The sequence below is a fragment of the Marinobacter sp. AN1 genome, from assembly GCF_026013985.1.
GTDB classification, from domain to species: domain Bacteria; phylum Pseudomonadota; class Gammaproteobacteria; order Pseudomonadales; family Oleiphilaceae; genus Marinobacter; species Marinobacter segnicrescens.
Window position 1 is genome coordinate 442,645 of sequence record NZ_CP110342.1, and the last position, 26,332, is coordinate 468,976.

22 protein-coding genes are annotated in these 26,332 nt (G+C 59.8%); 4 read left to right on the plus strand and 18 right to left on the minus strand.

The annotated features are described in order from the left end of the window. Positions 1–36 precede the first annotated feature (36 nt). Positions 37–1,110 carry a TRAP transporter substrate-binding protein gene (locus tag LJ360_RS01935; RefSeq protein WP_264995097.1) on the plus strand — a complete coding sequence of 358 codons (1,074 nt, stop codon included), beginning with the start codon at positions 37–39 and terminating at the stop codon, positions 1,108–1,110. Between the two features lie 100 nt (positions 1,111–1,210). Here the strand turns inward: LJ360_RS01935 and LJ360_RS01940 are convergent, their stop codons facing one another. Then, positions 1,211–1,960 (minus strand): PEP-CTERM sorting domain-containing protein, encoded by a 750-nt coding sequence (locus tag LJ360_RS01940; RefSeq protein WP_264995098.1) that lies wholly within the window; start codon positions 1,958–1,960, stop codon positions 1,211–1,213. On the opposite strand from LJ360_RS01940, the gene LJ360_RS01945 reads away from it, so the two are divergent. Both LJ360_RS01945 and LJ360_RS01950 read left to right on the plus strand, forming a co-directional pair. Next, on the plus strand, positions 1,959–3,212 hold the full coding sequence (locus LJ360_RS01945) for an IS256 family transposase (protein WP_264994805.1): 1,254 nt from the start codon (positions 1,959–1,961) through the stop codon (positions 3,210–3,212). The genes LJ360_RS01940 and LJ360_RS01945 overlap by 2 nt on opposite strands. Before the next feature lie 454 nt (positions 3,213–3,666). Continuing rightward, a complete protein-coding gene (locus tag LJ360_RS01950) occupies positions 3,667–4,470 on the plus strand; it encodes an SDR family NAD(P)-dependent oxidoreductase (RefSeq protein WP_264995099.1) in 804 nt (267 codons plus the stop codon). Between the two features lie 162 nt (positions 4,471–4,632). On the opposite strand, the gene LJ360_RS01955 is transcribed toward LJ360_RS01950, so the two are convergent. The 9 genes from LJ360_RS01955 to LJ360_RS01995 form a co-directional block, all read right to left on the minus strand. Beyond that, positions 4,633–5,568, minus strand: a complete 936-nt coding sequence (locus LJ360_RS01955) for a ketopantoate reductase family protein (protein ID WP_264995100.1) — start codon at positions 5,566–5,568, stop codon at positions 4,633–4,635. 21 nt (positions 5,569–5,589) lie between these two features. Then, positions 5,590–6,372 carry an SDR family NAD(P)-dependent oxidoreductase gene (locus LJ360_RS01960; protein WP_091848859.1) on the minus strand — a complete coding sequence of 261 codons (783 nt, stop codon included), beginning with the start codon at positions 6,370–6,372 and terminating at the stop codon, positions 5,590–5,592. A 177-nt stretch (positions 6,373–6,549) separates the two neighbouring features. Beyond that, a complete protein-coding gene (locus LJ360_RS01965; RefSeq protein ID WP_091848858.1) occupies positions 6,550–7,851 on the minus strand; it encodes a TRAP transporter large permease in 1,302 nt (433 codons plus the stop codon). Then, a complete protein-coding gene (locus LJ360_RS01970; RefSeq protein WP_091848857.1) occupies positions 7,848–8,396 on the minus strand; it encodes a TRAP transporter small permease subunit in 549 nt (182 codons plus the stop codon). The genes LJ360_RS01965 and LJ360_RS01970 overlap by 4 nt, the downstream gene beginning before the upstream one ends. A gap of 198 nt (positions 8,397–8,594) precedes the next feature. Further along, a complete protein-coding gene (locus LJ360_RS01975; RefSeq protein WP_091848856.1) occupies positions 8,595–9,677 on the minus strand; it encodes a TRAP transporter substrate-binding protein in 1,083 nt (360 codons plus the stop codon). 132 nt (positions 9,678–9,809) lie between these two features. Beyond that, on the minus strand, positions 9,810–10,793 hold the full coding sequence (locus tag LJ360_RS01980) for an MBL fold metallo-hydrolase (RefSeq protein ID WP_091848855.1): 984 nt from the start codon (positions 10,791–10,793) through the stop codon (positions 9,810–9,812). 69 nt (positions 10,794–10,862) lie between these two features. Then, a complete protein-coding gene (locus LJ360_RS01985) occupies positions 10,863–12,416 on the minus strand; it encodes a class I adenylate-forming enzyme family protein (RefSeq protein ID WP_091848854.1) in 1,554 nt (517 codons plus the stop codon). Positions 12,417–12,526: 110 nt separating this feature from the next. Then, on the minus strand, positions 12,527–13,906 hold the full coding sequence (locus tag LJ360_RS01990; protein ID WP_264995101.1) for a DHA2 family efflux MFS transporter permease subunit: 1,380 nt from the start codon (positions 13,904–13,906) through the stop codon (positions 12,527–12,529). 67 nt (positions 13,907–13,973) lie between these two features. Continuing rightward, a complete protein-coding gene (locus LJ360_RS01995) occupies positions 13,974–14,762 on the minus strand; it encodes an enoyl-CoA hydratase (protein ID WP_091848852.1) in 789 nt (262 codons plus the stop codon). A gap of 266 nt (positions 14,763–15,028) precedes the next feature. On the opposite strand from LJ360_RS01995, the gene LJ360_RS02000 reads away from it, so the two are divergent. Continuing rightward, entirely contained in the window at positions 15,029–15,433 is a 405-nt protein-coding gene (locus LJ360_RS02000) for a PilZ domain-containing protein (protein WP_091848851.1), read from the plus strand. 37 nt (positions 15,434–15,470) lie between these two features. Here the strand turns inward: LJ360_RS02000 and LJ360_RS02005 are convergent, their stop codons facing one another. The 8 genes from LJ360_RS02005 to LJ360_RS02040 all read right to left on the minus strand — a co-directional run bounded on the left by LJ360_RS02005 (position 15,471) and on the right by LJ360_RS02040 (position 26,289). Further along, positions 15,471–16,883: an alanine/glycine:cation symporter family protein gene (locus LJ360_RS02005; protein ID WP_091848850.1), complete on the minus strand. Its 1,413-nt coding sequence runs from the start codon at positions 16,881–16,883 to the stop codon at positions 15,471–15,473. 202 nt (positions 16,884–17,085) lie between these two features. After that, positions 17,086–18,723, minus strand: a complete 1,638-nt coding sequence (locus LJ360_RS02010) for a methyl-accepting chemotaxis protein (protein WP_091848849.1) — start codon at positions 18,721–18,723, stop codon at positions 17,086–17,088. Positions 18,724–18,835: 112 nt separating this feature from the next. Next, entirely contained in the window at positions 18,836–19,141 is a 306-nt protein-coding gene (locus tag LJ360_RS02015) for a SelT/SelW/SelH family protein (RefSeq protein ID WP_091848848.1), read from the minus strand. 4 nt (positions 19,142–19,145) lie between these two features. Next, complete coding sequence (locus LJ360_RS02020; protein ID WP_091848847.1) at positions 19,146–19,787, minus strand: MBL fold metallo-hydrolase; 642 nt, start codon at positions 19,785–19,787, stop codon at positions 19,146–19,148. A gap of 84 nt (positions 19,788–19,871) precedes the next feature. Next, positions 19,872–20,810 (minus strand): GGDEF domain-containing protein, encoded by a 939-nt coding sequence (locus LJ360_RS02025; protein WP_091848846.1) that lies wholly within the window; start codon positions 20,808–20,810, stop codon positions 19,872–19,874. A gap of 112 nt (positions 20,811–20,922) precedes the next feature. Next, complete coding sequence (locus tag LJ360_RS02030; protein ID WP_091848845.1) at positions 20,923–21,921, minus strand: glycosyl transferase family 90; 999 nt, start codon at positions 21,919–21,921, stop codon at positions 20,923–20,925. Positions 21,922–22,043: 122 nt separating this feature from the next. Further along, the gene (locus LJ360_RS02035) at positions 22,044–22,943 is read right to left on the minus strand and encodes a chemotaxis protein (RefSeq protein WP_091848844.1); all 900 of its coding nucleotides are present in this window, start codon (positions 22,941–22,943) and stop codon (positions 22,044–22,046) included. Positions 22,944–23,067: 124 nt separating this feature from the next. Next, complete coding sequence (locus tag LJ360_RS02040) at positions 23,068–26,289, minus strand: bifunctional cytochrome P450/NADPH--P450 reductase (protein ID WP_091848843.1); 3,222 nt, start codon at positions 26,287–26,289, stop codon at positions 23,068–23,070. Positions 26,290–26,332 lie beyond the last annotated feature (43 nt).

A 26,332-nucleotide genomic window follows, 5' to 3' on the forward strand; every position in this document is an offset into this window, starting at 1 on the left:
CAACCTATAATAAAATCACTGCTGGAAGTAACTATTATGACATTACGCTCCAAGCTGACGGCAGCAGCGCTGCTTCTGGGCCTCTCCTTTGCCGGAAGCCAGGCTGTCGCCGAGGAAACCTATACGCTGAAACTGGCGGAAACCTGGGGACCCAACTACCCGATTCTGGGGGATACCAACCGTAGCCTGAAGGCCATGGTTGAAAAGATGTCCGAGGGTCGTATCAAGATCCGCATCGACTCCTCCAACAAGCACAAGGCGCCTTTTGGTATCTTCGACATGGTGAAGGCGGGTCAATACGACATCGGCCACACCGCGTCCTACTACTACAAGGGCAAGATCCCCAACAGCATGTTCTTCACCACCGTACCCTTCGGCATGACCGCACCGGAACAGTACGCCTGGTTCTACTACGGTGAAGGTTTTGACCTTGCCCAGGAAGTCTATGGCCAGCACAACATGCTGTCCTTCCCCGGGGGTAATACCGGTGTCCAGATGGGCGGCTGGTTCCGTGAAGAGATCGAGTCTCTGGAAGACCTGCAGGGCCTGAAAATGCGCACGCCTGGCTTTGCCGGTGAAGTCATGTCCGATATCGGCGTTGCCGTCACCAACATCCCGCCAGGTGAGCTGTTCACCGCCCTGGAGCGTGGCACCATCGACGCACTGGAGTGGGTCGGCCCGGCACTGGACCTGCCCATGGGCTTCCACCAGATTGCTGACTACTATTACGGTGGCTGGCAGGAGCCGTCTGCAGAACTGCAGTGGCTCATCAACAAGGACACCTGGAACAAGCTGCCGGAAGACCTGCAGGAAGTGCTCCGGGTCGCCATGCGCACCGCCGCCTATGACATGTACATCCAGACCATGCACGAAAGCGGCAAGGCCTGGAGCAGCATCCAGGAAGAGTACCCGAACGTGAAGTTCCGTACCTTCCCGGATGAAGTCATGGAAGCGCTGCGTGCGTCTACCAAGAAGCTGCTGGCCGAAATGGCCGAGAAAGACCCGCTCACCAAGAAGATCGTTGATTCCCAGCGTGAGTACATGGAGCAGATTCGCCCCTGGACCAACATCTCTGACCGGGCGTACCTGAACAACTCGGACGTCGAGTAAGTCTGGGTACCTTTCGGGAACCGGCCAGCTGACCGGTTCCCTGAAACAACAAACCCCGCCTTGAGCGGGGTTTGTTGTTTTTGCAGGTTGCTCCCGAGGCTCAGGAAGCCTTGCTGCGCCGACGGGCAAACCGCAGGCCGATCAGGCCAAGTCCGAGAAGGGCCAGCGAGCCGGGCTCAGGCACAGGTACTTCAATTCCTCCGAGACGAATCTGCTTCAGGTCAGCGACGAGGTCTACAGAGAGGCTGTCAACATCAGTAAAAAAGGAAACTGAGTTGAAATTTTCGCCGGTAATGGTGAACTTGTTCTGTCCATTTTTGGATAGCTCAAAGGAGTCACTGTCTCCACCTGGATCTCCCGTAAAATAGACAAAACCATCATCACTGGCGTCAATGTTCAACTGGAGTTTGCCGAAGGTATACCCTTCAGTGCTCAGCGCGATATCGAGAAAACTGAACCCGCCGTCTTCAGCCACAAGCGAAGCCTGCCCACCCGATATAAAAAGGTTCTCGTCACTGGTTAGGTCGACGAAAATGTCATGATTATTGTTCAGACAGCCCTGAACGGTCAGCGCAGGTCCCGTAATGTTGCCGGAGCAGGCGTTGGAAAGCAGGTTGTCGACATCTCCACTGCCACCTGCGACTCCTTCTTGCACAATGATGCCGGCTGAGACCATTGGCGAGAAGATGAACGCCCCGGCGACGCAGAAAGCCTGAAAAATTTTGTAGTATTCATCCCTTTCTCCCGGAGTTATGGTGATTTCTGGTGTATGGAAGCAGGCTGAAGGGGTGGCGTATCCTGTTGGTTGATCACCGCCAAGATCACAACCAACAGAGGAATGATACGCCATGCCCAAGTCTAACCTGCATGCTCTTTCACAACCAGAGGTAGCCAGCAACGATCCGTTGCACGAGTTGATCCGGCAGGGTGCCCGGGACCTGATTGCACAGGCTGTCGAGACAGAGCTGGAGAGTCTGTTGAGGCAATATGAGGACATTAAGGCACCTGATGGTCGCAAGGCAGTGGTGCGTAATGGGCACCTTCCCAAGCGCACCGTCCAGACAGGCGTCGGTGACGTGGAAGTGCAGGTTCCCAAGGTCCGGGATCGCAGTGGCTCTGGCATTCGCTTCAACAGCCACCTGCTGCCACCGTACCTGAAGCGCGCCCGGAGCCTGGAGGAACTGATTCCCTGGCTCTACCTGCGAGGTGTTTCCTCTGGTGATTTCCAGGAGGCCCTGAGTGCGCTGGTTGGTGAACAAGCCAATGGCCTGTCGGCCAACACAGTGTCTCGGCTCAAGGCGAAGTGGCTTGATGAGCACAAGGACTGGCAGCGACGAGACCTGAGCCAGAAGCGTTACGTCTACTGGTGGGCGGACGGCGTGTACAGCAACGTCCGCCTGGATGACCGGCTCTGCCTGCTGGTGATCATCGGCGTGACCGAGCACGGCCACAAGGAGCTGGTTGCGGTCGAGGATGGCCACCGGGAGTCCGAAGCCAGCTGGCGAGAGCTGCTCACGGACATACGGGAAAGAGGCCTGGAGCCTTCGCCCAAGCTAGCTGTTGGCGACGGCGCACTGGGCTTCTGGAAGGCCCTGAGCAAGGTGTTTCCGGACACCCGGCACCAGCGGTGCTGGGTCCACAAGACGGCTAACGTGCTGGACAAACTGCCCAAGTCCGTGCAGCCAAAGGTGAAATCGGCACTGCACGAGATCTATCTGGCCGAGACGCGAGACAGCGCTCACAAGGCGTTCGATAGCACCTTGAGGCGGTTCCGGGACAAGTACCCAAAGGCCATGGAAAACCTGGAGAAGGATCGTGACGAGCTGCTGGCCTTCTACGATTTTCCGGCGATTCACTGGATTCACTTACGGACGACCAATCCGATTGAATCCACTTTCGCCACAGTGCGACTGAGAACCAAGCGAAGCCGCTCTTGCGGCAACCGCGACACCACGTTATCGATGGTGTTCAAACTGCTACAGTCCGCCCAAAAGCGCTGGAAGCGGATCAAGGGGTTCGACCAACTGAAGCTGGTCGTGGACAACGTGCAGTTTCAGGATGGAATACAGGTGGAAGATCAATCTGACAGGAACGCTGCCTGATGGTCATACACCAGATTTGACAATAACTCTTTCTCCCGAATTTAGCACGGCGCCTGTGATGAGCGCTTTGGGTTATTTTAAGCATTAAATGTGCCAAATCGGAAAAAATACCTTTTGGCAATGGATTAGCGATATCAGGTGCACCAAAAGATCTATAACTGTAAAAATTACTGACATAAAACTAGCCTTGGGTGGTAGATATAAATTCGTCCATAGGTCGCATTTTTTGAATGGTGCATGGCCCAATGTAAGCCTGCTTCGACGTAGGTGGTGAAGTGCGGCAGAGCCGGTCTTAGGAATAAACTTATCAGGTGGAGGGGTACTTAGGTGCAATGTTGTCCGGTAATGTTGCAGCTTATTAGGTGTGGATCACCAACTATTGAGGTAGTGTTTCAATCGTTGAGCGCGGGACATCCTGTGCCGGTTCATAAACTTGGTAAAAAGGAGGACGCACATGAGTAAACGCCTGGACGGCAAAGTCGCTGTCATCACCGGTGGTACCAGCGGTATCGGTGAGGCCACGGCCCGCCGCTTTGTGGAAGAGGGTGCCCGGGTTGTGATTGCGGGTCGCAGCGTTGAGAAAGGCGAGAAGCTGGCTGATGCGCTGGGCGAAAACGCGGTTTTCATGAAAGCTGACGTCATGAATGAGCGCGATATCGAGGTGTTGGTGGACCGCACCGTTGAGCAGTTCGGACGGCTGGATTGTCTGTTCAACAACGCCGGAGCGGGTGACCGCACGACGCTCGATTCGGTCACCGAGGAGGAGTTTAGCCATATCATGCGCCTGCTCACCGGCAGCGTGGTTTTCGGCATCAAACATGCCGCCCGGGTGATGCGGGGGCAGGGCTCCGGCTGCATTATCAACAACTCCAGTATTGCAGCCCACCGTCTGGGTCAGGGTGGCTACCTGTATTCCGGTGCCAAGGCGGCGGTCAGTCACCTGACGAGGCTGGCTGGTGTAGAGTTGGGGCCTGAGGGCATCCGGGTGAACGCGATCTCTCCCGGGGCGGTGGCAACGCCGATCTTCTGGGGCGGTTCGGAAAGGGCTAACACGCTGAGTGACGAGGAAAATCAGGCCAAGATGGAAAAGCTTGAAAAGAACCTGGCGAAGGCAACGCCGCTTCCCCGGGCGGGGCTGGCGCTGGATATTGCCAATGCCGCGGTATTCCTGGCCAGCGACGAGGGCTCGTTTATTAACAGCCACGACCTGGTGGTAGACGGTGGCCGGATTTCCATGTTCAACGAAAAATCCGGCTGACCGTTTCTGAAAGTAAAAGGGAGGGACGGAGCCCTCCCGGAGAGTATGTAAAAAAAACCGACACTACGTCTCGCAGCACTTAGAGCCCAGGAACTGGTTAGCCAGGTTCCCTAGGTGGAAGCAGGTGATACATCCCGACGCGAGCTCGCTCTGGTTCCCCGGTCAGTCCCGGTTCTCCAGGCGAGCCCGCATCTTCAGCGTAACCAGCACGGTATTCAGGTGAGGCACCGGAATACCGTGGCGTTCGGCAATCGCCACGACGTTGCCCAGAACCGCATCCCGTTCGATGGGGCGTCCGTTGAGGTAGTCCAGGGCCATGCTGTTCTTGTAGGGGGGCATCTTGCGGGTGCCTTCGATGTTCTGCTCGATCACATCGTCATCCATGGGGTAGCCCTCGGCCTCGGCCACGTTCATCACTTCCCGGATCATGGAGCGGATCAGCTGTTCGCCGCCCTCGGTGTCCAGGATGGTCCGGGTATCCGCACCGTTGGCGATGACGGAGAGCGGGTTGAAGGGTGTGTTCCACAGGCATTTGCGCCATCGTTCTCCCACCACCTGCTCGGTCAGGTCGATGTTGATACCGCCGTCGATAAACAACTGGGACAGCTCGCGGCAGTTTTCGTCGATGCCTTCCGGGTAGCGGCCCATCACCAGTTTGCCATAGGCCTTGTGTTCGACCACCCCGGGCTCGGTGCGGCTGGCGGCGATAAACGCCAGGCAGCTGATAATGGGGTTGTCCGGGTAGGCGTCCGCCAGTTCCCGCTCGATATCCAGGCCGTTTTCGATCAGTACCAGGCGGGTATTGGCGCCCATCCATGGACGGACCAGCGCCGCGCGATCCACACCGGGCAGCACCTTCACACAGAGAATCAGGTAATCGGGAGTTTCTTCCGGCCTGTCGCCGTCACGATAAACGTGATCCGGCCGGTAGGACAGGTCCCCCAGGGGGCTGGAGATGCGGATGCCGTTGGCCTTCACGGCGTCGTATTCCGACCGCAGGACCGTGCTGACCTTGCAGCCGGCCTTCTTGAGGATGGCACCGTAAAAACTGCCAATAGCGCCGGCGCCAACGATCAGGATGCTGGGTTTGTCACTCATGGAATTGCTTGCTCCCTGGTTTTATCGACGGACCGGGGCTGCACCCAGGTGCGCGCCGCCGTCGATCAGAATGGTTTCGCCTGTGGTCAGGTCACCGCCGATGATCAGACCCAGGCAGACGTCCGCCACGGTTTCCGGTGAGGCGGCGTCGTGCAGGGGCGCGGCGCCCTTTGTTTTCTCCAGCAGGGCGTTGTATTTATCCTCGCCAAGACCCTTTTTCAGCCACTCACCCTGAACAAAGCCCGGGCATACGGCGTTTACCCTGACTTCCGGTCCCATCACCCGGGCCAGGGAACGGGTCATGGTGACCAGCGCGCCCTTGGAAGCAGCGTAGGCAATGGAGCTGCCGATGCCTGCCAGGCCGGCGATGGAAGCCATGTTGATGATGTGGCCGGAACCATTGGCGCGCAGCGCTTTTTCCGCGGCCCGGGTCATCTGATAGGCGCCCACGGTGTTAACAGCGTAAAGATCGAGGAAGTCCTGCTTGTCCAGGCCGTCCAGGTTGTTGTGGTCGCAGAACTTGGTGGTGCCGGCGTTGTTGATGAGGATATCCACCCGGCCGAACTTCTCCAGGGTGGCATCCACCAGGGTCCTGCAATCGGCATCTTCGGCCACATTGGCCTTGCAGACGAGGGTTTGTACGCCGTGCTGTTCACAGTCAGAGGCAACGGCACGGGCGCCGTCCTCGTTATTGCTGTAGTTGATCACCACATGGCAGCCGTGCTCCGCAAACAGGCGGGCAATGGCAGCGCCGATGCCGGACGATGAGCCGGTTACGATGGCGACGGAATCTTTGAGTTTCATGGCATGTCCCTTTTTGTGTTTGTTGGTTTGAATAGAGGGGCAGCAGGGTTCATCCGTGAATGCTGAAAACGGTATCTTCTCTCGTTCTGCGGAACACATCAATCATTGCGAAGGTTGGATAGGGTTGCAGGCAAAAAAAAGGGGCCGGCATGTGCCGACCCCTTGAACGCACATTGATCAGTATCCGGAGGTCGCGCTCAGCCCGAACCATTCGGGCAACACCAACAGCGTAATGACCACTGCGATCTGGATCAGGATGAACGGCACCACGCCCCGGTAGATCTGGGTAGTGGCTACCCCTGGTGGTGCCACGCCCTTCAGGTAGAACAGGCTGAACCCGAACGGAGGCGTCAGGAAGCTGGTCTGCAGGTTCATGGCGATCAGGATGGCGAACCACAGCATGTTGATGCCAAGCAGTTCCGCAATCGGCGCCAGGATAGGCACCACGATAAACGAGATTTCCACGAAGTCGATGAAGAAGCCCAGGAACAGGATGATCAGCATCGACAGGATCAGGAAGCCCCATTTTTCGCCGGGGAGCGCCAGCATCCATTCTTCCAGCAGGTAGTCGCCGCCGGTGTAGCTGAACACCATGGAGAAGGCCGTGGCGCCCACCAGGATGGCGAACACCATGGCGGTGACCTTGACCGTATCCTTCGCCGAATCCCAGATAATCTGCCAGGAGAACTGGCGGTACAGCAGTGCCAGGATAACCGCACCCACGCCCCCAAGGGCAGAAGATTCGGTTGGCGTGGCCACCCCGGCAAAGATGGAGCCCAGTACCACGATGATCAGGGCCAGGGGCGGGATAACCGCCAGCAGAGCTTTACGCACCTCCTGGGCCCTGGACTGGTTTTCATCCCGGGGCATGGCAGGGGCGATTTCCGGTTTGAGGAAGGACATGATCAGAATGTAGGCCACGTAGAGACCGATCAGTATCAGCCCGGGCACCACGGCGGCCTTGAACAGGTCGCCTACCGGCAGCCCCATCACATCCCCGAGGATAATCAGGATGATTGAGGGGGGGATAATCTGTCCCAGGGTGCCGGAGGCGCAGATGGTGCCGGTGGCCAGCTCGGTCTTGTAGCCGTGGTGAAGCATGACCGGCAGGGAGATCAGCCCCATGGCTACCACGCTCGCGCCGACCACGCCGGTAGAGGCGGCAAGCAATGCACCGACCAGGATGGTTGAAATGGCAAGGCCGCCGCGTACACCGCCAAACAACTTGCCCATGGACTCCAGCAACTGCTCTGCCAGCTTGGTCCGTTGCAGCACCAGGCCCATGAAGATAAACAGGGGGACCGCCATGAGCGTGGTGTTGGTCATGATGCTCATGATGCGGTAGGGCATGAACGCGAACAGGCTGGGGCCCTCGGCGATCAGGCCAAACAGCAGTGCTACACCGCCAAAGGTGAACGCTACCGGGAAACCCCACAGCAGCATCAGCAAGCACACGCCGAACATAATAATACCGATCATGCGAGACCTCCGGCGCTGTGTTCGCTGTTCTCATAGTGGGCATCGCGTTTCAGCACGCGAATGGCGTAGGTCACCATGTTGATACCCGCGATGGCGGTAAAGAAGGATGAAAAGGAAATCAGGCTCTTGATGATCCATCGGTGGGGCAGGCCTCCGGGATCACCACTGCTTTCGCCCAGGTTGTAGGACTCGACGGCGAAGTCGATACCCAGCCAGGCTATAAAGGCCGCGAAAGGGATGACCAGCAGGAGCGCGCCCACCAGGTTGACCCAGGCCTTGAAGGTTTCGCTCCATTTGGTGTACAGCACATCCACGCGGACGTGGCCGTCGGTGCGCAGGGCATAGGGAATACCCATCAGAAATACCACCGAATACAGGTGCCATTCCATCTCCTGCATACCAATGGAGACATTGTTGAAGGCGTAGCGCGCGACCACGTCGTAGAAAACGTTCAATGTCAGCAGAATGAACGCCACACTGGCAATCCAGCCACACATGTAAGCTATGCGTCCTAGCCCGTTATCAATCAGTCTGAGCCATCGCATGATGAATCCTCGTGCTCCGGGAATACGGCCACCCGGCTTCAGGTTCCGGTTTTGGGGCAGGCCTGTGGAAAAAACGCCGGTAGTTTACGCGAACGCGGTGTCTTTTTCACAAACTTCCCCCACAGATAACAACGCCGGAGTCTCGCTGGGAGACTCCGGCGTCGGGCATGACAACCTGTGCCTGCCTTATCGGTCTGTTTACTCGACTTCAGCCATGTTGTTCAGGTAGGCACGGTCGGCGATGTCGATGTAGGCGCGGGCGTCCTTCAGATACTTCTCCTGGGACTCGATGATTTTCGCGGCCAGCTCGTCACCCTCTGCGGCTTCGCGCAGGAGCTTCTTGTTGGCTTCGACCATGGCCTGGAACACCTCATCCGGGAAGTTCTTCACCTTCACGTTCGGGTGTTCCTCCTGGATAGAGGCCCAGGCCTTGGCATTTTCGTGCACGGACTGAATCATCATGTCGTAGGCCGCGGTGCGCATGGCCACCCGGAGAATCTGCTGGAGGTCTTTGGGCAGTTTTTCCCAGACGTCCTTGTTGACCAGGAACTGCAGCTCGGTGGCTGGTTCATGCCAGCCGGTGTAGTAGTAGTCAGCAATTTGCTGGAACCCGAGACGCAGGTCCAGGGCCGGTCCGACCCACTCCACCGCGTCGATGGTGCCACGTTCCAGGGCGGTGTACAGCTCGCCCGGCGGAATGTTGGTGGGGTTGACGCCCACTTCCGCGAACACTTCACCCGCAAAGCCGGGAATGCGCATTTTCAGGCCTTCCAGGTCTTCCAGGGAGTTGATCTCGTTACGGAACCAGCCACCCATCTGGATGCCGGTGTTACCGCCGGGGAAGGACAGCATATTGTGGGGCTCGTAGACTTCCTGCATCAGCTCCATGCCGTCACCGTAGTAGAACCAGGCGTACTGTTCCTGGGCGGTCATGCCGAAGGGCATGCTGGTGAAGAACAGGGTATTGGGTACCTTGCCTTTCCAGTAGTAGGAGGCAGAGTGGCCCATGTCGTACTGGCCGGCCTTGACCATATCAAAGACGCCCAGCGGGGCCTTGTGCTTGTTGGCGGAATCGATACGGATCCGCAGGCGCCCGTCTGACATTTCCTCGGCCATCTTGGCCATACTCTTGGTGGCTTCACCGAAGATGGGAAAGTTCGGGCCCCAGGTTTCAGCGAGGCGGAGGGTGAATTTTTCCTGGGCGCTGGCCAGCGGAGAGGCCATGAGAGCAGACAGCGCTACCGCCGCGGCGGCGCGTTTGAACAATGAACGACGTTTCATGATGCGCGTTCCTCTGTTTGTTGTTGTTCAGGATGGCGAACGTTTGGTCCCGGCGACAGGGTCGGGACCTGCATTCTTACGCGGTAAACGTAGCATGGATTAGGTGAAGGGTGAATTAATTCAATATGCTACCTAGACTTTGGTCGTAGACGTGGACGTTCTGAATTGCTTGGCTGACCACACGGCAACCCCCTGGGTATTGAGGGTGATATCCATGCCCAGGGCCTGCTCGAGTCCCTCGTCATCAAGGTTGCAGCCGTGTTCGGCCAGCCTGCGGGCAAACAGTGCCTTGAGGTCGGCGCGGATGCCCTGGATGTCCGGCTCCTCGGCCCGGTACTTGCGTCCGATGGCCGCATAGGCATCCAGGTCGCCATGGAGCTGGGCGGCCAGGTCGTCAATGGCAGTCACCTCACTGAAGTGGGTGAGGTAAATGGCACGGGGTTTGAGGGCACACAGCCGGTCCACGGATTCGTGGGCCTTGTCCGGGTCGAACTGCACCGGCGTGGCCGCCGGAAACATGAAGGGACCTTTGTCTGTATCCAGTGACCGGTAGGAGATGCCGAAGGTATCCCCGGAAAACACGGCGCCGGCTTCACTGTCGTGGATGCAGTAGTGATGCAGGGCATGGCCCGGGGTGTCGAGGAAGGTCAGGGTGCGCTGGCCCAGTGGCAGGGTGTCGCCGTCGTGGACTTCCAGGATGCGCTCAGCAGGAACCGGTATCAGTTCACCGTAGTGTTTTTTCATGGTTTCGGTGCCATAGACCTGGCGCGCCCCTTCGTACAGGGCGCTGGGATCAATCATGTGCCTGGCACCCCGGGGATGGACCACCAGGGTGGCCCCCGGCAGGTCCCGCATGATTTGCCCGGCACCGCCGGCATGGTCCAGGTGGACGTGGGTAATACAGACGTAGCGCACCTGGTTCCGGGCAATATTCAGTTTGTCGAGGGCGGCCAGCAGGATGGGAATGGAAAAGTTGCTGCCCACGTCCACAAACGCGGCTTCGCCGCTGTCGACGATCAGATGACTGGCATCCATCATCTGGCTGCCGGCAAATTCGGTATCAATGGCGTAGATGCCATGGCTAAAGGGGATAATCGTAGGGGCTTCAGCGCTCATGGGAATCCGCTTCTTGTTCTTTATTATTGAACCCCGGCCTTTTGGTGGCCGGGGTGGTGTCGTTACGGTTTAATCGATCTCCACCTGTTCCGCAACCTGCTCTCGCAGGGATTTCTTCAGGATCTTGCCAACACCGTTGCGGGGCATGGCCTCCATGAAGACCACCTTGCGGGGCGTTTTGTACTTGGCCAGTCGCTCCTGGCAGAAGGCGAGCAGTTCCTCCTCGGTGATGTCGGTGTCCGGATTGCGAACGACTACGGCCACGACTTCCTCACCCATACGCTCCGACGGAACACCTACGACTGCCACTTCGGCCACGGCGGGATGACGGGAAATCAGCTCTTCCAGGTCCCGGGGGTAGATGTTGAAACCGCCCCGAAGAATCAGGTCCTTCTTGCGATCGACAATGTAAAGGTAGCCGTCTTCGTCCAGCCGGGCTACGTCACCGGTATGCAGCCAGCCATCTTTCAGGGCAGCCCGGGTGGCTTCCTCGTTGTTGTAATAGCCGGGGGTAATATTCTCGCCCCGCACCAGCAGTTCACCCACTTCACCGACGGCCAGCGGGTTGCCCAGTTCGTCAGCAATGCGCAGTTCCACACCGGGGAAGGCGCGGCCGACCGAGCCGGCCTTGACGGGCTCGCCCTTGCGGTGGGCGGAAACGGTGGGCGCGGCTTCGGACAGGCCATAGCCTTCATAGATCTCGGCGTTAAAGCGCTTGCGGAATGCTTCGATCAGCGACACCGGCAGGGGCGCGGACCCGGAACCGACCGATTCCAGCGAGGTGAGGTCGTATTCCTCGGCTTCCGGAGCGGTTGTCAGGGCGTAGATCATGGCCGGAACCGCACTGAATGCCGTTACCTTGTGTTTCTGGACAGCCTCGAACACTTCCCGCACGTCGAATTTGGGCAGGATAACCACGCTGCTACCACGCAGGAACAGGGTGTTGGCCATGGTAAAACCATAGATGTGCGCCAGTGGCAGCACGCCAATGGTGGTACCGGGTTCGTCGCCGGCTTCCTCGGCCAGTTGCACGGCGGAAGCTGCATTGCTGTAGAGGTTACGGTGGGTGAGCATCACCCCCTTGGGCTGCCCGGTAGTGCCGGAGGTAAACAGGATAACGGCGACGTCGTCTTCCTTGATCGGCGGTAGCTCGATTTCCGGGTCGGCAGCGGCCATCAGTGAGCACAGGCTGTTACAGGGTATGCCGGCGTTGGGACTCGGTTGGTTCTGGGCGATGCCCGCCACCACCAGTTTCGGTGGTGTCTCCATGCCGGAAGTTGCCTGCTCGATAGACGGCAGAATGGCCTGGCTGGTGATCACGGCGCTGGCGCCGGAGGCCTGCAGGATAAAGCCGATCTCCCGCGGATGAAGCACAAACATCACTGGCAGTACGATGGCGCCAGCGCGGAGTACTGCCTGGTAGGCGATGAAGACCTCCGGGCTGTTGGGCATGCACACCACCACCCGGTCACCGGGTTTGACGCCCAGGTTATGCAGGCCATTGGCCAGCCGGTTGGCGCTGTCCTGGAGTTCCAGGTTGGTGACTTCCCGCTCGCCGGCGTACAGCATGGTGTATTCGCCAAAGCGTTCGAGGCTCTGTTCCGGCAAATCAGTGAGGATCATTATTATTGTTCCTTCGTTATTGATGAGACGAATTGTCGAGGCGTTTCTCTTGGAGCGTAGGGTCACCTTACAACAAAGTCTCACGGGGACGGAACCTTTCCTGACATCTGTCAGGCAGGTTGCGGCCGTTTGCGGTCCTCTGCCGGTGGTGATTGCATCCGGGCCATGGGGTAGAGCCCGATCAGATAGAGCAGCGCCATGAGGGCGAAGGCATCCTGGTAGCCGGGGAAGGCTTCGGGTACGCCGAGCGAAGCCGTCCACAGCGTATTTTCCTGCAGCAGTATGGCGGACAGGCTGACCCCCAGTGAGCCGCCGAACTGACGGGCAAAGCTGATCAGGCCGGTGGCCTGGTTGATCATGTTCTGGGGCACGATGCTCACCGCACCGATCACCACCGGGGGCATGGTCATGGCCAGCCCGACCCGGCCCAGTGCGGCCATCATCGCAATCAGTACCAGTGACATATCGGCCCGTGCCTCGCTCAGCACGATGCTGGACAGGGCAAACAGCACCAGGCCGACTGCCACCAGCAGCTTGGGCAGTACCCGGTCAGTGAGCCGGCCAATAATCGGAAAGGAGAAAGCCATCGCCAGGCCGGCGGGCATCAGCAACATGCCAGCCGCTGAGGCGGACTCCCCCATAGCCGTCTGCACCAGCATGGGCAGCAGATACACCGAGCCAAAGAGGCCGGCACCGGTCAGCATGGCGACCAGGAAGGCGGGCGTAAAGCCAGTATGACGGAAGATGCGCAGGGCCAGCAGGGGTGACCGGCTGCGTAACTGGTGCAGCGTGAACCCTGCAAACAGGGCAGCGGCAGCAAGCAATCCCAGGGTGACCGGCAGGCTGCCCCAGCCCAGGTGAGGGCCTTCCGACAGTCCCCACAACAGCGCTACCATCCAACCGGTGAGCAACAGCAGACCAACGCCGTCAAGGCGACGGTGCACCGGGGGGGCACTGGACGGCCGCGACAGGAAGGTGCTGCCAAGCCAGAAGGCGGCGATACAGAAGGGCAGTACCACCAGGAATACCGCACGCCAGGACCACCAGTCCACCAGCACGCCACCCACCACCGGGCCGACGGTGGGCCCGAGTACCACGCCCATGGCATACAGCCCCATGGCCTGGCCCCGCTGGTTAACGGGGAATACCGCATAGAGCATCAACATAGCCAGGGGCTGTACCATACCGGCGATAAGGCCCTGCAGTACCCTCACCACGACCAACATGCCGAAATTCATGGCCAGGCCGCCAGCTATGGCGGCTACCACGAACACGACCAGTGCGCCCATATAGGTGGTACGGGGACCAAACCGGTCCACCATCCACACATTGAGCAGCATGCCAATGGCCATGCTGGCAAGGAAGGCAGTGACCAGCCACTGCCCCATCGTGTGGCTGACCGAGAAGGTTGCCATGATGTCCGGCAAGGCTACGTTTACGATGGTAGATGACAACGACATGGTCATGGTGCCGGTCATGACCGTGATCATCACCCACCATTATAGCGCTGTCCGTAGCGCTCCTGAAGCTGTTCCATAGAGGTCGGCATGGGCCACGTTACCCCTTGCGGGCGCGGCCACGTTCCATCACAGCCAGGCGGCGACGTTCGATATCGTCCGGGGTGACCTTGTCGTTCTCGATGGAGGAGAACAGGGTTTCGTAGTTAAGGGCGTCGTCCATGGACAGGTTGGCACCATGTTCAATCAGGTGGCGGTACTTGGCCAGGAAAGGCGGCTCTACTACGGTAATGTCATCCGCCAGCGCCAGGGCCTCATCCATCAGCTTGTCCGCCGCGACCACCCGGTTCACCAGGCCCCATTGGCAGGCCGTCTCAGCATTCAGGAAACGTCCGGTGAAAGACAGTTCCTTGGCCCGGGACTGGCCGATGATGCGTTGCAGTTTCTGGGACAGTCCCCAGCCCGGCATGATGCCGACCAGGGCGTGGGTGTCGGCAAAGCGGGCGTTTTCAGAGGCGATCAGGATGTCGCAGGCCAGGGCAACCTCGAAGCCCCCGGTGATGGCAACGCCGTTGATGGCGCCGACCACCGGCTTGCCGCAGCTGCGGATGGCGGTCACCGGGTTGGATCGGGGGTTCTGGTCGGTAGCCGCGTTCATGCCACTGGTGTCAGAGCCCAGCTCTTTCAGGTCGAGTCCGGCGGTAAAGGCTCTCTGCCCGGCGCCGGTGAGCACTACGGCGCGGATGCTGTCGTCGCCCCGTACTTCCTGCATGACATCGTACAGGCGCTCGCGCAGCTCTCCGGACAGGGCGTTCATGGCATCCGGACGGTTGAGGGTCACCACGGCGACGCCGTTATCGTGTTTTTCCAGAAGCACGGAATTACTCATCGTGTCGTTCCTTGTGTGGTTTGTTATTGGGTTGTTGCGTATTCGTTACGATGCTAAGCGGATCAGTTTGCCACTTGTGGGGCCGTTCGCAAAGTCAGGAATGCGACTGCGGAACGGTTTCCCGGTTTACGGCGCCCCCGGGAAGTAATGTCGTAATTCGTGACCTGTATCCGTGATTACCCGGTTTAACCCGCCCGGGACTCTGATAAATTGAGACACTCAGTGAAAAGGTCCCGAAATAACGACAAGTGCAGTAAGGGGGCAGTATGCAGGAACGTCGGAGCCGGCAGCGTTTACCATCGATCCGGGTCAGCGCCCGGGTGGGCATCAAGCGAGGGCTATTTGGCCGTGACTGGCTGACGGTACGGGTGCTGGACGTCACTGAGCGGGGCGTTGCTTTTACCGGTGATGTGCCGCTGGCCCAGGGAGAAAGTTTCCAGATGAGCCTGCGACTGACCACCGAAACCGGTGACTTTGTCGTGGAAAAGGCCTCTGCCTCTGTGGCCAATGTGCGTGACCTCTCGGAACGACGTATCTACGGTGCCCGCTTCAGCGACGACAACCCGGATGCCACCCGCCGAAGCCTTGATCAGATTGAAGGCATCGTAAAGCGCTACAAGGAGCTGAGTACCCGCATCTTCCGCCACCGTGAGGATCGCAGGGCAGTGTGACGGGCGCAGGCCCTTTCCCGCACCCGGCAGTGAACGGTCAGTGCCAGATGTTGCTGTCGATCTTCTCGTGCAGTTCCGGGTAATCCCTTGACTTGAAATGTGGGACTTCTCCGGCTTTGCGCTGGGCGAGGTAATCCTTCGTCAACTTCACCACCGTGCCCGACAGCAACACGATGGCAACCAGGTTTATGGCGGCCATCAGCCCCATGGAGGCGTCGGCGGTGTTGAATACCGTCACCACAGCCTCGTAACCACCCCAAACCACCATGGCCAGTGCTGCTATCCTCAACAGGCCGATACCCAGGTTGTTTCCTCCCCCAAGGTAAACCACTGCGTTTTCTGCATAGGTATAGTTGGCCACGATGGAGGTGAAGGCGAAGAACAGGATGGCGATGGCGATGAAGTAACCCCCGGCTTCGCCGATGTGAGCTTCCATGGCGGCCTGGGTGAGCCGGGTTCCGGTCAGCTCCGAATCTGGCCCCATGACACCTGACAGCAGGATCATCACCGCCGTCGCGGTACAAATCACAATGGTATCGATGAACACGCCAAAGGCCTGTACCAGTCCCTGGGATGAGGGATGATGCGGGGCGGGTGTGGCAGTTGCCGCGATATTGGGAGCGCTGCCCATACCTGCCTCGTTAGAGAAAAGGCCCCGTTTTATGCCGTTGAGCATGGCTGCGGTAATGGAGCCGGTCGCACCACCGACGGCCTCTTCAAGGCCGAAGGCGCTTTTTACGATGGCCACCAGGACGCCCGGCACTTCGGTGATATTCCAGGCCATGATGCCCAGGGCGACCAGAACATAGGCCCCGGCCATGAAGGGCACCACGAATTCGGCAAACCGGACAATGGACCGAAGCCCGCCAAAAATGACAATGCCTGCGAAGATGGCCACTGCAATACCCATCCACAGTTTCGGGATACCAAAGGCGCCCTGCATGGCGTCTGCGATGGAATTGGCCTGCACGGCGTTGAATACAAGCCCGAAAGACAGGATCAGGCAGATGGCAAAGATAACCGCTGCCCAGGGTGCGTTCAGGCCCTTACTGATATACACGGAAGGTCCACCACGGTACTGCCCCTTGCCGTCCCGGACCTTGTAGAGTTGGGCAAGGGTGCTTTCCGCATAACCGGTGGCCATACCCACCAGCGCCACCATCCACATCCAGAAGATGGCACCGGCGCCCCCCAGGTAGAGGGCCACCGCCACACCGGCGAGGTTGCCGGTGCCCACCCGGGAGGCCAGGCTGGTGCACAGTGCCTGGAAGGGTGAAATGCCGTGCACATCGCTTTCCCGGGAGCCCCGGATCGCCCGGATCATCTCGTTGAAGTTGATGAACTGCAGAAAGCCCAGGCGAATGGTATAGAACACGCCTACAGCCAGCAGGCCGTAGACCAGAACGTAGCCCCAGAGGATGTTGTTCAGGAAGTCCACAATGGCGGTCATAGCGCGGATGCTCCGGAAAGAAAACAGTGAGTCGGGAGCAAGTGTAGCAGCTGTTATCGGGCTGGTGCCCGATACCACTGAACCACAAATGTGACGTTCAGGACAGGTTGGGCAAGGCGATGGGGCAATAGAGTGACTGCCCCGGCGCAGGTGCTGATGCCGGGGCAGTGAGGTCCGTTGTGGTAAGGAAATGCCGGGTTCTTCAGACCCGGAAGCGGCCCACCTGGTCTGTCAATTGGCGGGCGTAGCCGGCCATGGACTCACTGAGTGAATTAAGGTCCGCTGAGCGGGTATCACTCTCATTGGCCAGGTCATTGATGTCGGTGATGTTCCGGTTGATCTCGTCAATGACCTGGGTCTGCTCCTCGGTGGCAGAGGCCACGCTGGAGTTGACGTCGGTAATATCGCTCATGGCCTGGAGGATCGAGGCCAGCTCGGTTTCGGCGTCGGCGGCCAGCTTTTCAGTAGCTTGCGCCTGGTCACTGCCGGTTTCCATCACCGAGACGATGTCGGATACCCCTGACTGGAGAGCCGTGATCATACCCTGGATGTTTTCAGTGGACTGCTGCGTGCGCTGGGCCAGGGTCCTCACTTCGTCGGCAACCACCGCAAAACCGCGCCCCTGCTCGCCGGCCCTGGCCGCTTCGATGGCCGCGTTCAGCGCCAACAGGTTGGTCTGTTCCGCAATACCCCGGATCACGTCCAGTACCGATGTGATGTTATCGGAATCCGCCGACAGCTTGCGAATGACCTCCACCGCTTTACTGATTTGCTGGGCAAGCCGGCGAACCTGCTGAGCCGACTGCTCAACAATTTCACCACCCTTGCTTGCGTTGCCCTGAGCGGTACGGGTGACTTCGGCCGCACGGGAGGCGTTACCAGCTACCTCTTCGACCGCACTCTGCATTTCATTGATGGCAGTGGCCACCATATTGATCGACTCGGTCTGCCGGGAGACGCCATCCCGGTTATCCGCCGCTGATTGCTCAAGCTGGTTGGCGCCACTGGAGAGTTGCTCTGACAGCTGCTGGATATTGCTGACCATGCCTTGCAGATTGGCCAGCACGGCATTGAAGGATTCCGCCAGCTGGCCCAGGTCATCGTTGTTTTCCACCGGCACCCGCTGGGTCAGGTCGCCTTCGCCCTGGGCGATATTGTCCAGTTGTGCACGCAGGGTGCGGATGGAGGCAATAATCAGTTTCATGACTGCGAGGAAAACCACTACGGCAATTATCAGCGCTGCCAGGGTGACAACGATGGTGATGACAACCGCCTGGTTCGCCTCTCCAGAGGCTTCAGCGGCGCGCGTCTTGGCCAGCTCGTCGGCCAGTTGGCCGGTGCGGTCGAAGTAACCCCGGACCGCTTCGAACAGTTCACCAGTTTCTTCGCGGATCAGCTCGCGTCCACCGTAGGTATCGCCGATCCTTGCGCGCTCGAGGGCGGTTTCCGCTGAGGTTCGCCATTGCTCGAAGGTAGCGTCAAAACCTTCCATTTCGGCATCGATTCCCGTGCCTGTAAGCCGTTCCTGGGCAGCATGGATACGATCCCGTGCCTGATCGGCATTTTCATGGAACGCTGCCAGCAGGTCTTCAGCGGCCGCGTTGCTTTCCCGGGCGCGGATATAGCCATTCTGGGCCACCAGGGCCTGGTACAGGTCCCGGTCGCCGTTAAGGACCTCACTGGACGCGGGTAGCAGGTTCTCCGCCAGGAAATCGGTATCCGATACCAGGTTGCGGGCGGTGATAACACTGAGAACGCCGAGAACAATGACGGCGATGGCAGTTATGACAAAGGGGAGGGCAATCTTGGTACGAAAACCCAGTGCGTTACCGATAGCCATTGGCTTACTCCGGTTCTGTATATTTTTTAATAATTGTTCGAGAAGTATAACCGGAAGAGTTGTTTTGGAAACTGTTCAGGGGTTGATCTATGTCTGTTTTTGTATCAGAAGGTTAAGGGACGTTGCCCGAAGGTTTCCGATCACTGTGCCCGAGTGAGCGTTCCGGGGAGACCTGGTCTCGTACCAGTTGTTTAAGCCGGGTAATTTCGGGGAAGCCGCCCATTTCTTTACGGGACCAGATGCGGGCGTCGTCCACCCATACCTCGAAGATACCACCGGAGCCCGGGTGAAGGGTCAGTTCGTTGATCTCATCCTCGAAGGTGGTCAGCAGTTCCTGGGCCATCCACGCGGAGCGCAGCAGCCAGCGGCAGCCGGTGCAGTAGTGGATATCGACGCGATGACGGCTTTCTTCTGACATGGTTTCACCCCCGGTGGTCAGAAACGAACGGGTTGGTCTCGCGCTCGTGGCCGAAGGTGGACATGGGGCCGTGCCCGGGGACAAATTTCACCTCATCTCCAAGGGGAAACAGCTTGTCCCGGATCGAATGGATCAACTGCTGGTAATCCCCTTTCGGGAAGTCGGTGCGGCCGATGGAACCGTTGAACAGTACGTCTCCTACCTGGGCAAAGCCGGTAGGCCGGTGGAAGAAAACCACGTGGCCGGGTGTGTGTCCAGGGCAGTGCAGCACTTCCAGCTCCTGGTCGCCAAAGGTGACCCGGTCGCCGTCCTCCAGCCAGCGGGTCGGCGTAAAGCGGTCGGCGTGGGCGAAGCCAAAGCGCTGGCTCTGCATGGGCAGGCCTTCAATCCAGAACTCGTCATCCCTGTGGGGGCCTTCAACCGGCAAGCCGGTCTGTGCCATCAAAGCCGCCACGCCGCCGGCATGGTCGATATGGCCATGGGTGACCAGGATTTTCTCAAGCCCGATGCCTTCCTCGTTAACCACCGCCATGATCTGGTCCATGTCGCCACCTGGATCAATGACCACACCCTTGCCGGAATCTTCACACCAGAGCAGGGTGCAGTTTTGCTGGAAGGGAGTAACGGGAATAACGCGGACTTTCATGGGCTGGCCCCGGATCAGATTTGACGAGTGTGGCTTGGTTGGCAGGAGTATATCGGCTTGTGGAAGGGTGGTAAAAGCTCGCTCTCAGCAGCGGCTGTCGACACGGTTCCGGCCGGCTTCCTTGGCCCTGAAAAGTGCTTTGTCTGCTTGCCGGAGCAGGTCATCAAGGGTGATTTCCCGGGCCGTGGAGGCCGCAATTCCGAAACTCGCCGTGCAGCGGACCGTGCCGTCAGCGACAGGGAAAATCTGGCTGCTGAACGCCTGTTGCAGACGCTGGGCCAGGTAGCGTGCCTTGGGCAGGTCCGTGGCGGGTAACAGAATGGCAAACTCCTCACCACCGAGCCTGGCCAGGATGTCCGAGTCCCGCACTGTCCGTTGGGCAGTGGCTGCCATGCCACGAAGGACGGTGTCACCAGCAGCATGGCCCCAGCGATCATTCACTTGCTTGAAGTGGTCCAGGTCAAACATGATGACAGCGACCGGCTCCCCCGTTCGCAGTGCCTGGCTTATGACCTGGTTGCTCAGGTTGAAGAAGGCCCGGCGGTTGTTCAGGCCGGTAAGCTCGTCGGTATCCGCGAGCTTTTCCGCCTCTGCCTTGGCTGCCTTCAGGGCCTGCTCCATTTCCTTGCGGTCAGTAATGTCGGTGGCGATTTCCATGCGGACCAGGCGCCCGTCGATCCATCGAATGGCCTGGTCCCGGCACTGATACCAGTGTTTGTTGGCGGTGTTCTGGAACTCCCAGACCAGCGGTCCGGTCGGGTTGCCATCGTCGTCTACCAGCTGCGGGTTAGTGCAGAAACTGCAAGGCCCGGTCTGACCTTTCTGCAGTACCTGCCAACACTTCCTGCCCCCCGGAGCACCCCAGTAGTTCCTGCCGTAGTCATTAAAGAAAATCAGGTCATGGGTTTGCATGTCCGCCACGTACACGAGGGCGTCGAGACTGTTGAGCACAGTGGCTATGGCCTGGTAGCTGATATCTTCGGGGCGCGCTGCATCAGCAGGGTCTGGTGTTGGCAGGGTCATGGCAAAGGATTCGTCGGTAATATTGATAGTGCGGGACGAAGTGTACCATTTTTGATCAGGCCGATATGTATGTTTTATGTCTATAACAGGGTTTTTCAGCGGGGCGCCTGGATCAGCCTGCCGCTATCGGGAGGCGGGCAGGCCCAACCTGGCCGGACAGTTGAAACAGGCGCTCCATGACCAGTAAGCCGACCAGGTCCTCAATACCCCGGTCCCTGAAGCGGGCCACGTGTCGCTGGGCGTTGGCAATGATGGCCTCGGCCTCGTCCGGGTGGCGATAATAGTAATCGATCTTGTCCGGGAGGTCGGAGTGATCGTCACGGAGTTCCACATAGTGATAGCCGGGGACCAGGGTGCCCTCCATGAACCAGGTTTCGTAGCGTGGCCGGCGCATCAGACACAGGGAGTTGGATGCCATGATCCACTTGAGGTTGGTTGCGACATCAATGCCTTCCACGCTGACGATAAACTGGTAACCCAGTTGCTCGGGTATCGACATGAACGGCTTGTGCCAGGGTTGGGGCGCGGGCTCCTTGTGTCGCGTGCAGCCTATGTTGCATCGGGGGTGATCCATGAACCGCCGGGCAAAGTCGATGCGGTGCTCCCGGTTGGACTTGCCACGCCAGACTGCCCTGGGTTGCTTGTCCCGGAAGGCGATCGGGTCCTTACAGAAACGATAGTGGCGGACAGAATTCAGCTTCAGCAGCAGACTGTTTTCGTTGAGCCTGGGTGAGGTCACCGGCCGGCTTTTGACCAGGGTGGGTTCTTGCTGAAACTCGGTGATATCACCAAACCGGTAGTTGACCAGGAGGTGGCCAGGGAAGTGGCGTATCAGGTGCTGAAAGTCGGCACAGTAGGCGCTGCTCTTGTTCCTGCTGCTGAAGCGGTTGATTGCTTCCCACTGGCCTGACGGGAAGACCGGGCGCTCAAGGCGATTGTAATAGCTGACACGTGCGTCAATGTCGGCCCGTTTTTGCGGGTCCATACGGCTGTACCAGGCAAGCAATGCCCGGCGACGTGCCTGCCAGATTTCCCGTGGTACCAGCGATCGAAGCTGGTTGCGGCTATAAAAGCTGGCCTTGTGGAGCTGCTTTGACAGTTTGCTGAACATCGTCGTGTCCCATGGGTTGCCCCGATAGGTGCCTATTGCACACGACGAACGTTACAGGCCTGTGTCTCAGCTGACTGTCATCAAAAGTTCAGGAAAGACCCAACAGGTGCGACTGCTCAACCTTACTCGCTAACCACTGCTGAATGACTGGCGCCGCGCAACATGGCGTGCAGCAGCTCTTCCGCATCAAACTTGGTGAGTGCTTCATTGGCGCCGACCTGCTGCGCGTAGCTGACGCTCATCTCACTGTTCAGTGATGTGTGAAGGATGATGTAGGGCTGATGCATGGAGCGGTCATCACGCAGGTGGAAGGTGAGTTCATAGCCGTCCATGCCCGGCATCTCGATATCGCTGACCAGGATGGTGACCGGGTTCTGGTCCCGGTTGCCCTCGGTGATTCGGTCCAGAGCGGTCTGGCCGTTACCGGTGACTTCGTAGGGGATGTTTTCCCGGTCCAGGGCGTCGGCGAGCTGGCGCCGTGCCACCTGGGAATCGTCCACCACCAGGATGCGCTGCTCCCGGAGGGTTTCCCGTTCCAGGTCGGTGAGCTGGGTGGGGTTGGCGCGCATGGATTCCGGGTATACCCGGGCCAGCAGCAACTCCACGTCCATCAGCTGTACCAGGTCGTTGTCGATCTGCAGCAGGCCGGTGATAAACGCCTGGTCGCCCAGGGCCCGCGGTGGCGCCTGAACCTGCTTCCAGTTGGCCTCGACAATGCGGTCCACGCTGCGCACCAGGAAGCCGATTTCCTGGCGCTGGATATCGGTGACGATGATCGAGGCGGTCTTGCGGGCCTCGGCATCCAGGGCCGGGTAGCCCACGGCAGCGGCCATGTCGATCACCGGCACCGCGGAACCCCGGAAGTTCATGGTGCCCATAACCGCCGGATGACTGTGGGGGATCTGGGTCAGCCGCTGGATCGGCATGATCTCCCGGATCTTCAGGGTGCCAAGGGCCGACAGGCGGTTACCGGCGAGTCGGAACAGCAGGAGTTTCTGGGGTACGGCGCTGGCTTCAGTCATGGCACTTCCGGTGGTTTCAGCCATCTTTTGGACGTAACAGGGTAGCTGATTGCGGTGTAACACTGCAGGCTACCTTTGTTTCCGTTTGTACGTCCTCAGGTTGTCGGTCCCGGACCGGGAATCTTTAGCCGGTACCGAAAATATCCTGGTGGTAGCGGCCGTTCTGCATCAGGTCCTGCAGCCACCGGGAGGCTTCCTCCCGGGATCGGCTGCCGCAGGCTTCGGCAATACGGATCAGGCAGTCCCGAACCGCAGGCGCCATTCGGGCGCCGTCGCCGCAGACATACACCGGGGCGCCGCTTTCCAGCAATTGCCAGACTTCTTCCCGTTGCGCCCAGAGGGCGTCCTGCACGTGGCGGTGCGGGTAGTTCGCGAGCGCCGAGTATGCCGGGTAGATTGTGACGACCCCCTGATCCTGCCAGTGGTCCATTTCGTCGGCATACAGGCGGTCGTGGTCCGGGTGGCGGCAGCCCGGAAACAGGCGGTTGCTGGCCACGCCCTGTCCCTGTTGACGTTGCAGGTTCCGTTCCTCAAGGAAGGCCCGGAAGGGGGCAAGACCGGTGCCGGCGCCGACCAGGATCATGGGTTGCGCCGGATCGGCCACCGGAGAGAAGGGCGGGGTTGGCGTGCGGATCTCCGCCAGAACCTCATCGCCGGGGTCCAGGTCTTTCAGCAGGCTGGTGGCCACGCCCCGGTATTCTCCGCGGCCGGACCAGGCTGGCGCGGCGACGGTGCCTACCGTCAGGCGTATTTGCCCCGGGTGGGTCAGGGCGCTGGAAGAAATGGAATAGAGTCGGGGCCGCAGCGGCGGGCACAGGGCGGCGAAGACCTCCAGCGGCAGCTCCACCGCCGGATAGTGTTCCAGCAGGTCCAGAACCGACTGGCGCTGGTCATGGATCTGCTGGTGATAGCGATCGTTGTTCTCGGCCAATTGCGTCAGTGATTCCCGGGTATGGGGGCAGGGGCTGTGAGCGGCCAGCACCCGAAGATCCCTGCGGCTGGCGGGCTCCTGCAGCTCCAGGAACTGGCCGAGTAATTGGCCGACGCTCAGGGTGGTGCCTGTGGGCAGGTGAGCGGGGCAGTGCTGGTTGTCGGTCTGGACCAGCTCCGAGGGCGTTACGTGGAGGCGTCGGCAGGCCCGGTTGACCAGGTCCTCCCGGTTGGTGGGGTAGACAGCGAGGTGGTCCCCGGTCTGGTAGTCCATGCCCTCCGGCAGCTCCAGCAGGATGTCCCTGGTCGAAGCCCGGGTCCGGGTGCCGGTGAAGTCCGGGAGTGCATCCGCGTCTTTTACCAGTTCACGGTTATGGATGACAGTCAGCCATTGCGCCCGCGCGGGTAGCACTTGAGCACGGGTATTGCGGCTGTCCACCAAGGTGATGGGCCGGGCAATGCTGGCCGGATCGCGCTGTGACGACTCTCCCAGTGTCTGCCAGAAGTCGCCGAGCCAGTCCTCGACCGCCCCGTCAAAGTCGCCGTTACCGTCAGCAGCACCCCGTTCCAGCAGGCGGGTGGCGCCCGTGGTTGCCAGGGCATCATCCACCCGACGGGGGAAGGCCTGGTAGTTGACCCACTGGGTGTTACCACAACCCAGGACCGCAAAGCGCAGCCCCGGGCGTTTTATCCCGGAAAGGCCCTTTTCATCCAGCAGGGCCTCGAAGGCCCTGGCACTGTCCGGTGCATACCCGTTGTAGGTGGCGGTGACCACCACCAGTATTCCGCTTTCTGGGAGGTTCTCCGACAGCTCGTCCAGGGGCACGCTGCGGGCGTCGAAGTCCAGGTCACCGGCCCGGTTGGCCAGCTCCTCGGCGATGTCCCGGGCGGTGCCCAGGGCGGAACCCCAGGCAACGGTGAAGGGCTCGCCTTCGCCGCTGACCCCGTGGTGTTCCGGTGTAGTGGCTTCGCTCACTGCGAAACTGGCGGTATGGGTCACCAGCCGGTCATGTTCCTTGCGGCGGCGCAACCGCAGATAGAAGTGATCGGGCTTGAGGGTCAGGGTTTCCTTGATATCCAGCCGGTAATCGTGGGGATCATAGAGGGCAAAGCGCTGCAGGATCATGGCCAGGGCCAGCTTGGCCTCGGTCAGGGCAAACTGCCGCCCGATGCAGGCCCGCTGGCCATTGCCGAAGGGCTTGTAGCCGTGGGGGTGGATCTTCGCCTCGTTTTCCGGCAGGAAGCGGTCGATATCGAACACATCCGGGTTGTCCCACACCTTCGGGTCCCGGTGCAGGGACGGCAGGTGAATGGAGATGCCCTGGTTGCGGGGCAGCCGGTATCGGCCGCCGATCACTTCATCCTCGTAGGACGCCACCATGAAGGCCGGCGCGGTGGGCCACATGCGCAGGGACTCTTTGAGCACCCGTTCAATCACGTCCAGTTGTGCCAGGTGGCGGTACTCCGGAGCCGTGTCGCCGGGCAGTACCCGGTCCACTTCGGCATAGGCCCGGGCCAGCACATGGGGGTTGCGCAGCAGGAAGTAGAGCGTAAAGGTCAGCAGCCCGCTGGTGGTTTCATGGCCGGCGACCAGGAAGGTGAGCACCTGGTGGCGGATGTTCAGGTCGTCCAGGGGCTCGCCGGTCTCCGGGTCTTCCGCCGTCAGCATCAGGTTGAGCAGGTCATTGCTGTCGGTGGGGTTTTCACGGCGCTGGCGGATCACCTCGTCCACCAGTTCGTTCATGGTATCGATATCGGCCAGGTAGTCCGGCGGGTCCTTGCGGAAGCGCTCGAGCATCGGCAAACGGGTCAGCTTGGCCATATTGGCGGCGAGTACCCGCACCATGGACCCCAGGAACGGATGCAGGTCCCGGGACTGGAAGGAGTCGAAGCGATAGTTGAAGCCAGCCAGGGAGATGGTATCCAGGGTCAGCCGGGTCATATCATCCGCCACCAGCAGGTCTTCGCCCTCATGGGCCTGCCAGTGATTGCACAGTTGCTCGGCCACTTCCCGCATGGCCTCGAAATAGCCCTTCATGGACCGCTGGCTGAAGGCCGGCATCAGGATGCGATGGGCCTTGCCCCAGGCGGCCTCGTCACTTTTGGCGGTGAACAGGCCATCGCCAACGATATCCCGTAGCAGTGACAGTGGCGGGCGGATCACCTTGCGGAAGCGGGTCTCGTCGCAGAGTTCCTCAACCAGGTCCGCCGAGAAGGCGAAGGGAATTTTGGTGCCGGCAAAATCCATCTCGAAAATGCCATCGAAATCCCGGGAGACCTCCAGGAAGTACTGGGCCATATGGTCTTTGGGGATCTGCAGCAGGTTACCCAGCAACGGCAGTCGTGGCGGGTGGGGGAAAGGCTGCAGGTTCTGTTCTGGCTGGGTCTGGCTGGAGGCGCCCGGGTTATGGCTCATGGTCGTTATTGTTGCCTTACAGTGTAGGGTTGATAAAAATCTA

Bases quoted from the DNA above. Each gene is read 5' to 3' on its own strand.
- LJ360_RS01935 (WP_264995097.1), top strand. From the start codon at position 37: ATGACATTACGCTCCAAGCTGACGGCAGCAGCGCTGCTTCTGGGCCTC.
- LJ360_RS02040 (WP_091848843.1), bottom strand. From the start codon at position 26,289: ATGAGCCATAACCCGGGCGCCTCCAGCCAGACCCAGCCAGAACAGAAC.
- LJ360_RS02025 (WP_091848846.1), bottom strand. From the start codon at position 20,810: ATGACCCTGCCAACACCAGACCCTGCTGATGCAGCGCGCCCCGAAGAT.
- LJ360_RS02030 (WP_091848845.1), bottom strand. From the start codon at position 21,921: ATGTTCAGCAAACTGTCAAAGCAGCTCCACAAGGCCAGCTTTTATAGC.
- LJ360_RS01940 (WP_264995098.1), bottom strand. From the start codon at position 1,960: ATGGCGTATCATTCCTCTGTTGGTTGTGATCTTGGCGGTGATCAACCA.
- LJ360_RS02015 (WP_091848848.1), bottom strand. From the start codon at position 19,141: ATGTCAGAAGAAAGCCGTCATCGCGTCGATATCCACTACTGCACCGGC.
- LJ360_RS01965 (WP_091848858.1), bottom strand. From the start codon at position 7,851: ATGATCGGTATTATTATGTTCGGCGTGTGCTTGCTGATGCTGCTGTGG.
- LJ360_RS01995 (WP_091848852.1), bottom strand. From the start codon at position 14,762: ATGAGTAATTCCGTGCTTCTGGAAAAACACGATAACGGCGTCGCCGTG.
- LJ360_RS01990 (WP_264995101.1), bottom strand. From the start codon at position 13,906: ATGATCACGGTCATGACCGGCACCATGACCATGTCGTTGTCATCTACC.
- LJ360_RS01945 (WP_264994805.1), top strand. From the start codon at position 1,959: ATGCCCAAGTCTAACCTGCATGCTCTTTCACAACCAGAGGTAGCCAGC.
- LJ360_RS02005 (WP_091848850.1), bottom strand. From the start codon at position 16,883: ATGACCGCCATTGTGGACTTCCTGAACAACATCCTCTGGGGCTACGTT.
- LJ360_RS02035 (WP_091848844.1), bottom strand. From the start codon at position 22,943: ATGACTGAAGCCAGCGCCGTACCCCAGAAACTCCTGCTGTTCCGACTC.
- LJ360_RS02000 (WP_091848851.1), top strand. From the start codon at position 15,029: ATGCAGGAACGTCGGAGCCGGCAGCGTTTACCATCGATCCGGGTCAGC.
- LJ360_RS01975 (WP_091848856.1), bottom strand. From the start codon at position 9,677: ATGAAACGTCGTTCATTGTTCAAACGCGCCGCCGCGGCGGTAGCGCTG.
- LJ360_RS01950 (WP_264995099.1), top strand. From the start codon at position 3,667: ATGAGTAAACGCCTGGACGGCAAAGTCGCTGTCATCACCGGTGGTACC.
- LJ360_RS01970 (WP_091848857.1), bottom strand. From the start codon at position 8,396: ATGCGATGGCTCAGACTGATTGATAACGGGCTAGGACGCATAGCTTAC.
- LJ360_RS01980 (WP_091848855.1), bottom strand. From the start codon at position 10,793: ATGAGCGCTGAAGCCCCTACGATTATCCCCTTTAGCCATGGCATCTAC.
- LJ360_RS01955 (WP_264995100.1), bottom strand. From the start codon at position 5,568: ATGAGTGACAAACCCAGCATCCTGATCGTTGGCGCCGGCGCTATTGGC.
- LJ360_RS02010 (WP_091848849.1), bottom strand. From the start codon at position 18,723: ATGGCTATCGGTAACGCACTGGGTTTTCGTACCAAGATTGCCCTCCCC.
- LJ360_RS01960 (WP_091848859.1), bottom strand. From the start codon at position 6,372: ATGAAACTCAAAGATTCCGTCGCCATCGTAACCGGCTCATCGTCCGGC.
- LJ360_RS01985 (WP_091848854.1), bottom strand. From the start codon at position 12,416: ATGATCCTCACTGATTTGCCGGAACAGAGCCTCGAACGCTTTGGCGAA.
- LJ360_RS02020 (WP_091848847.1), bottom strand. From the start codon at position 19,787: ATGAAAGTCCGCGTTATTCCCGTTACTCCCTTCCAGCAAAACTGCACC.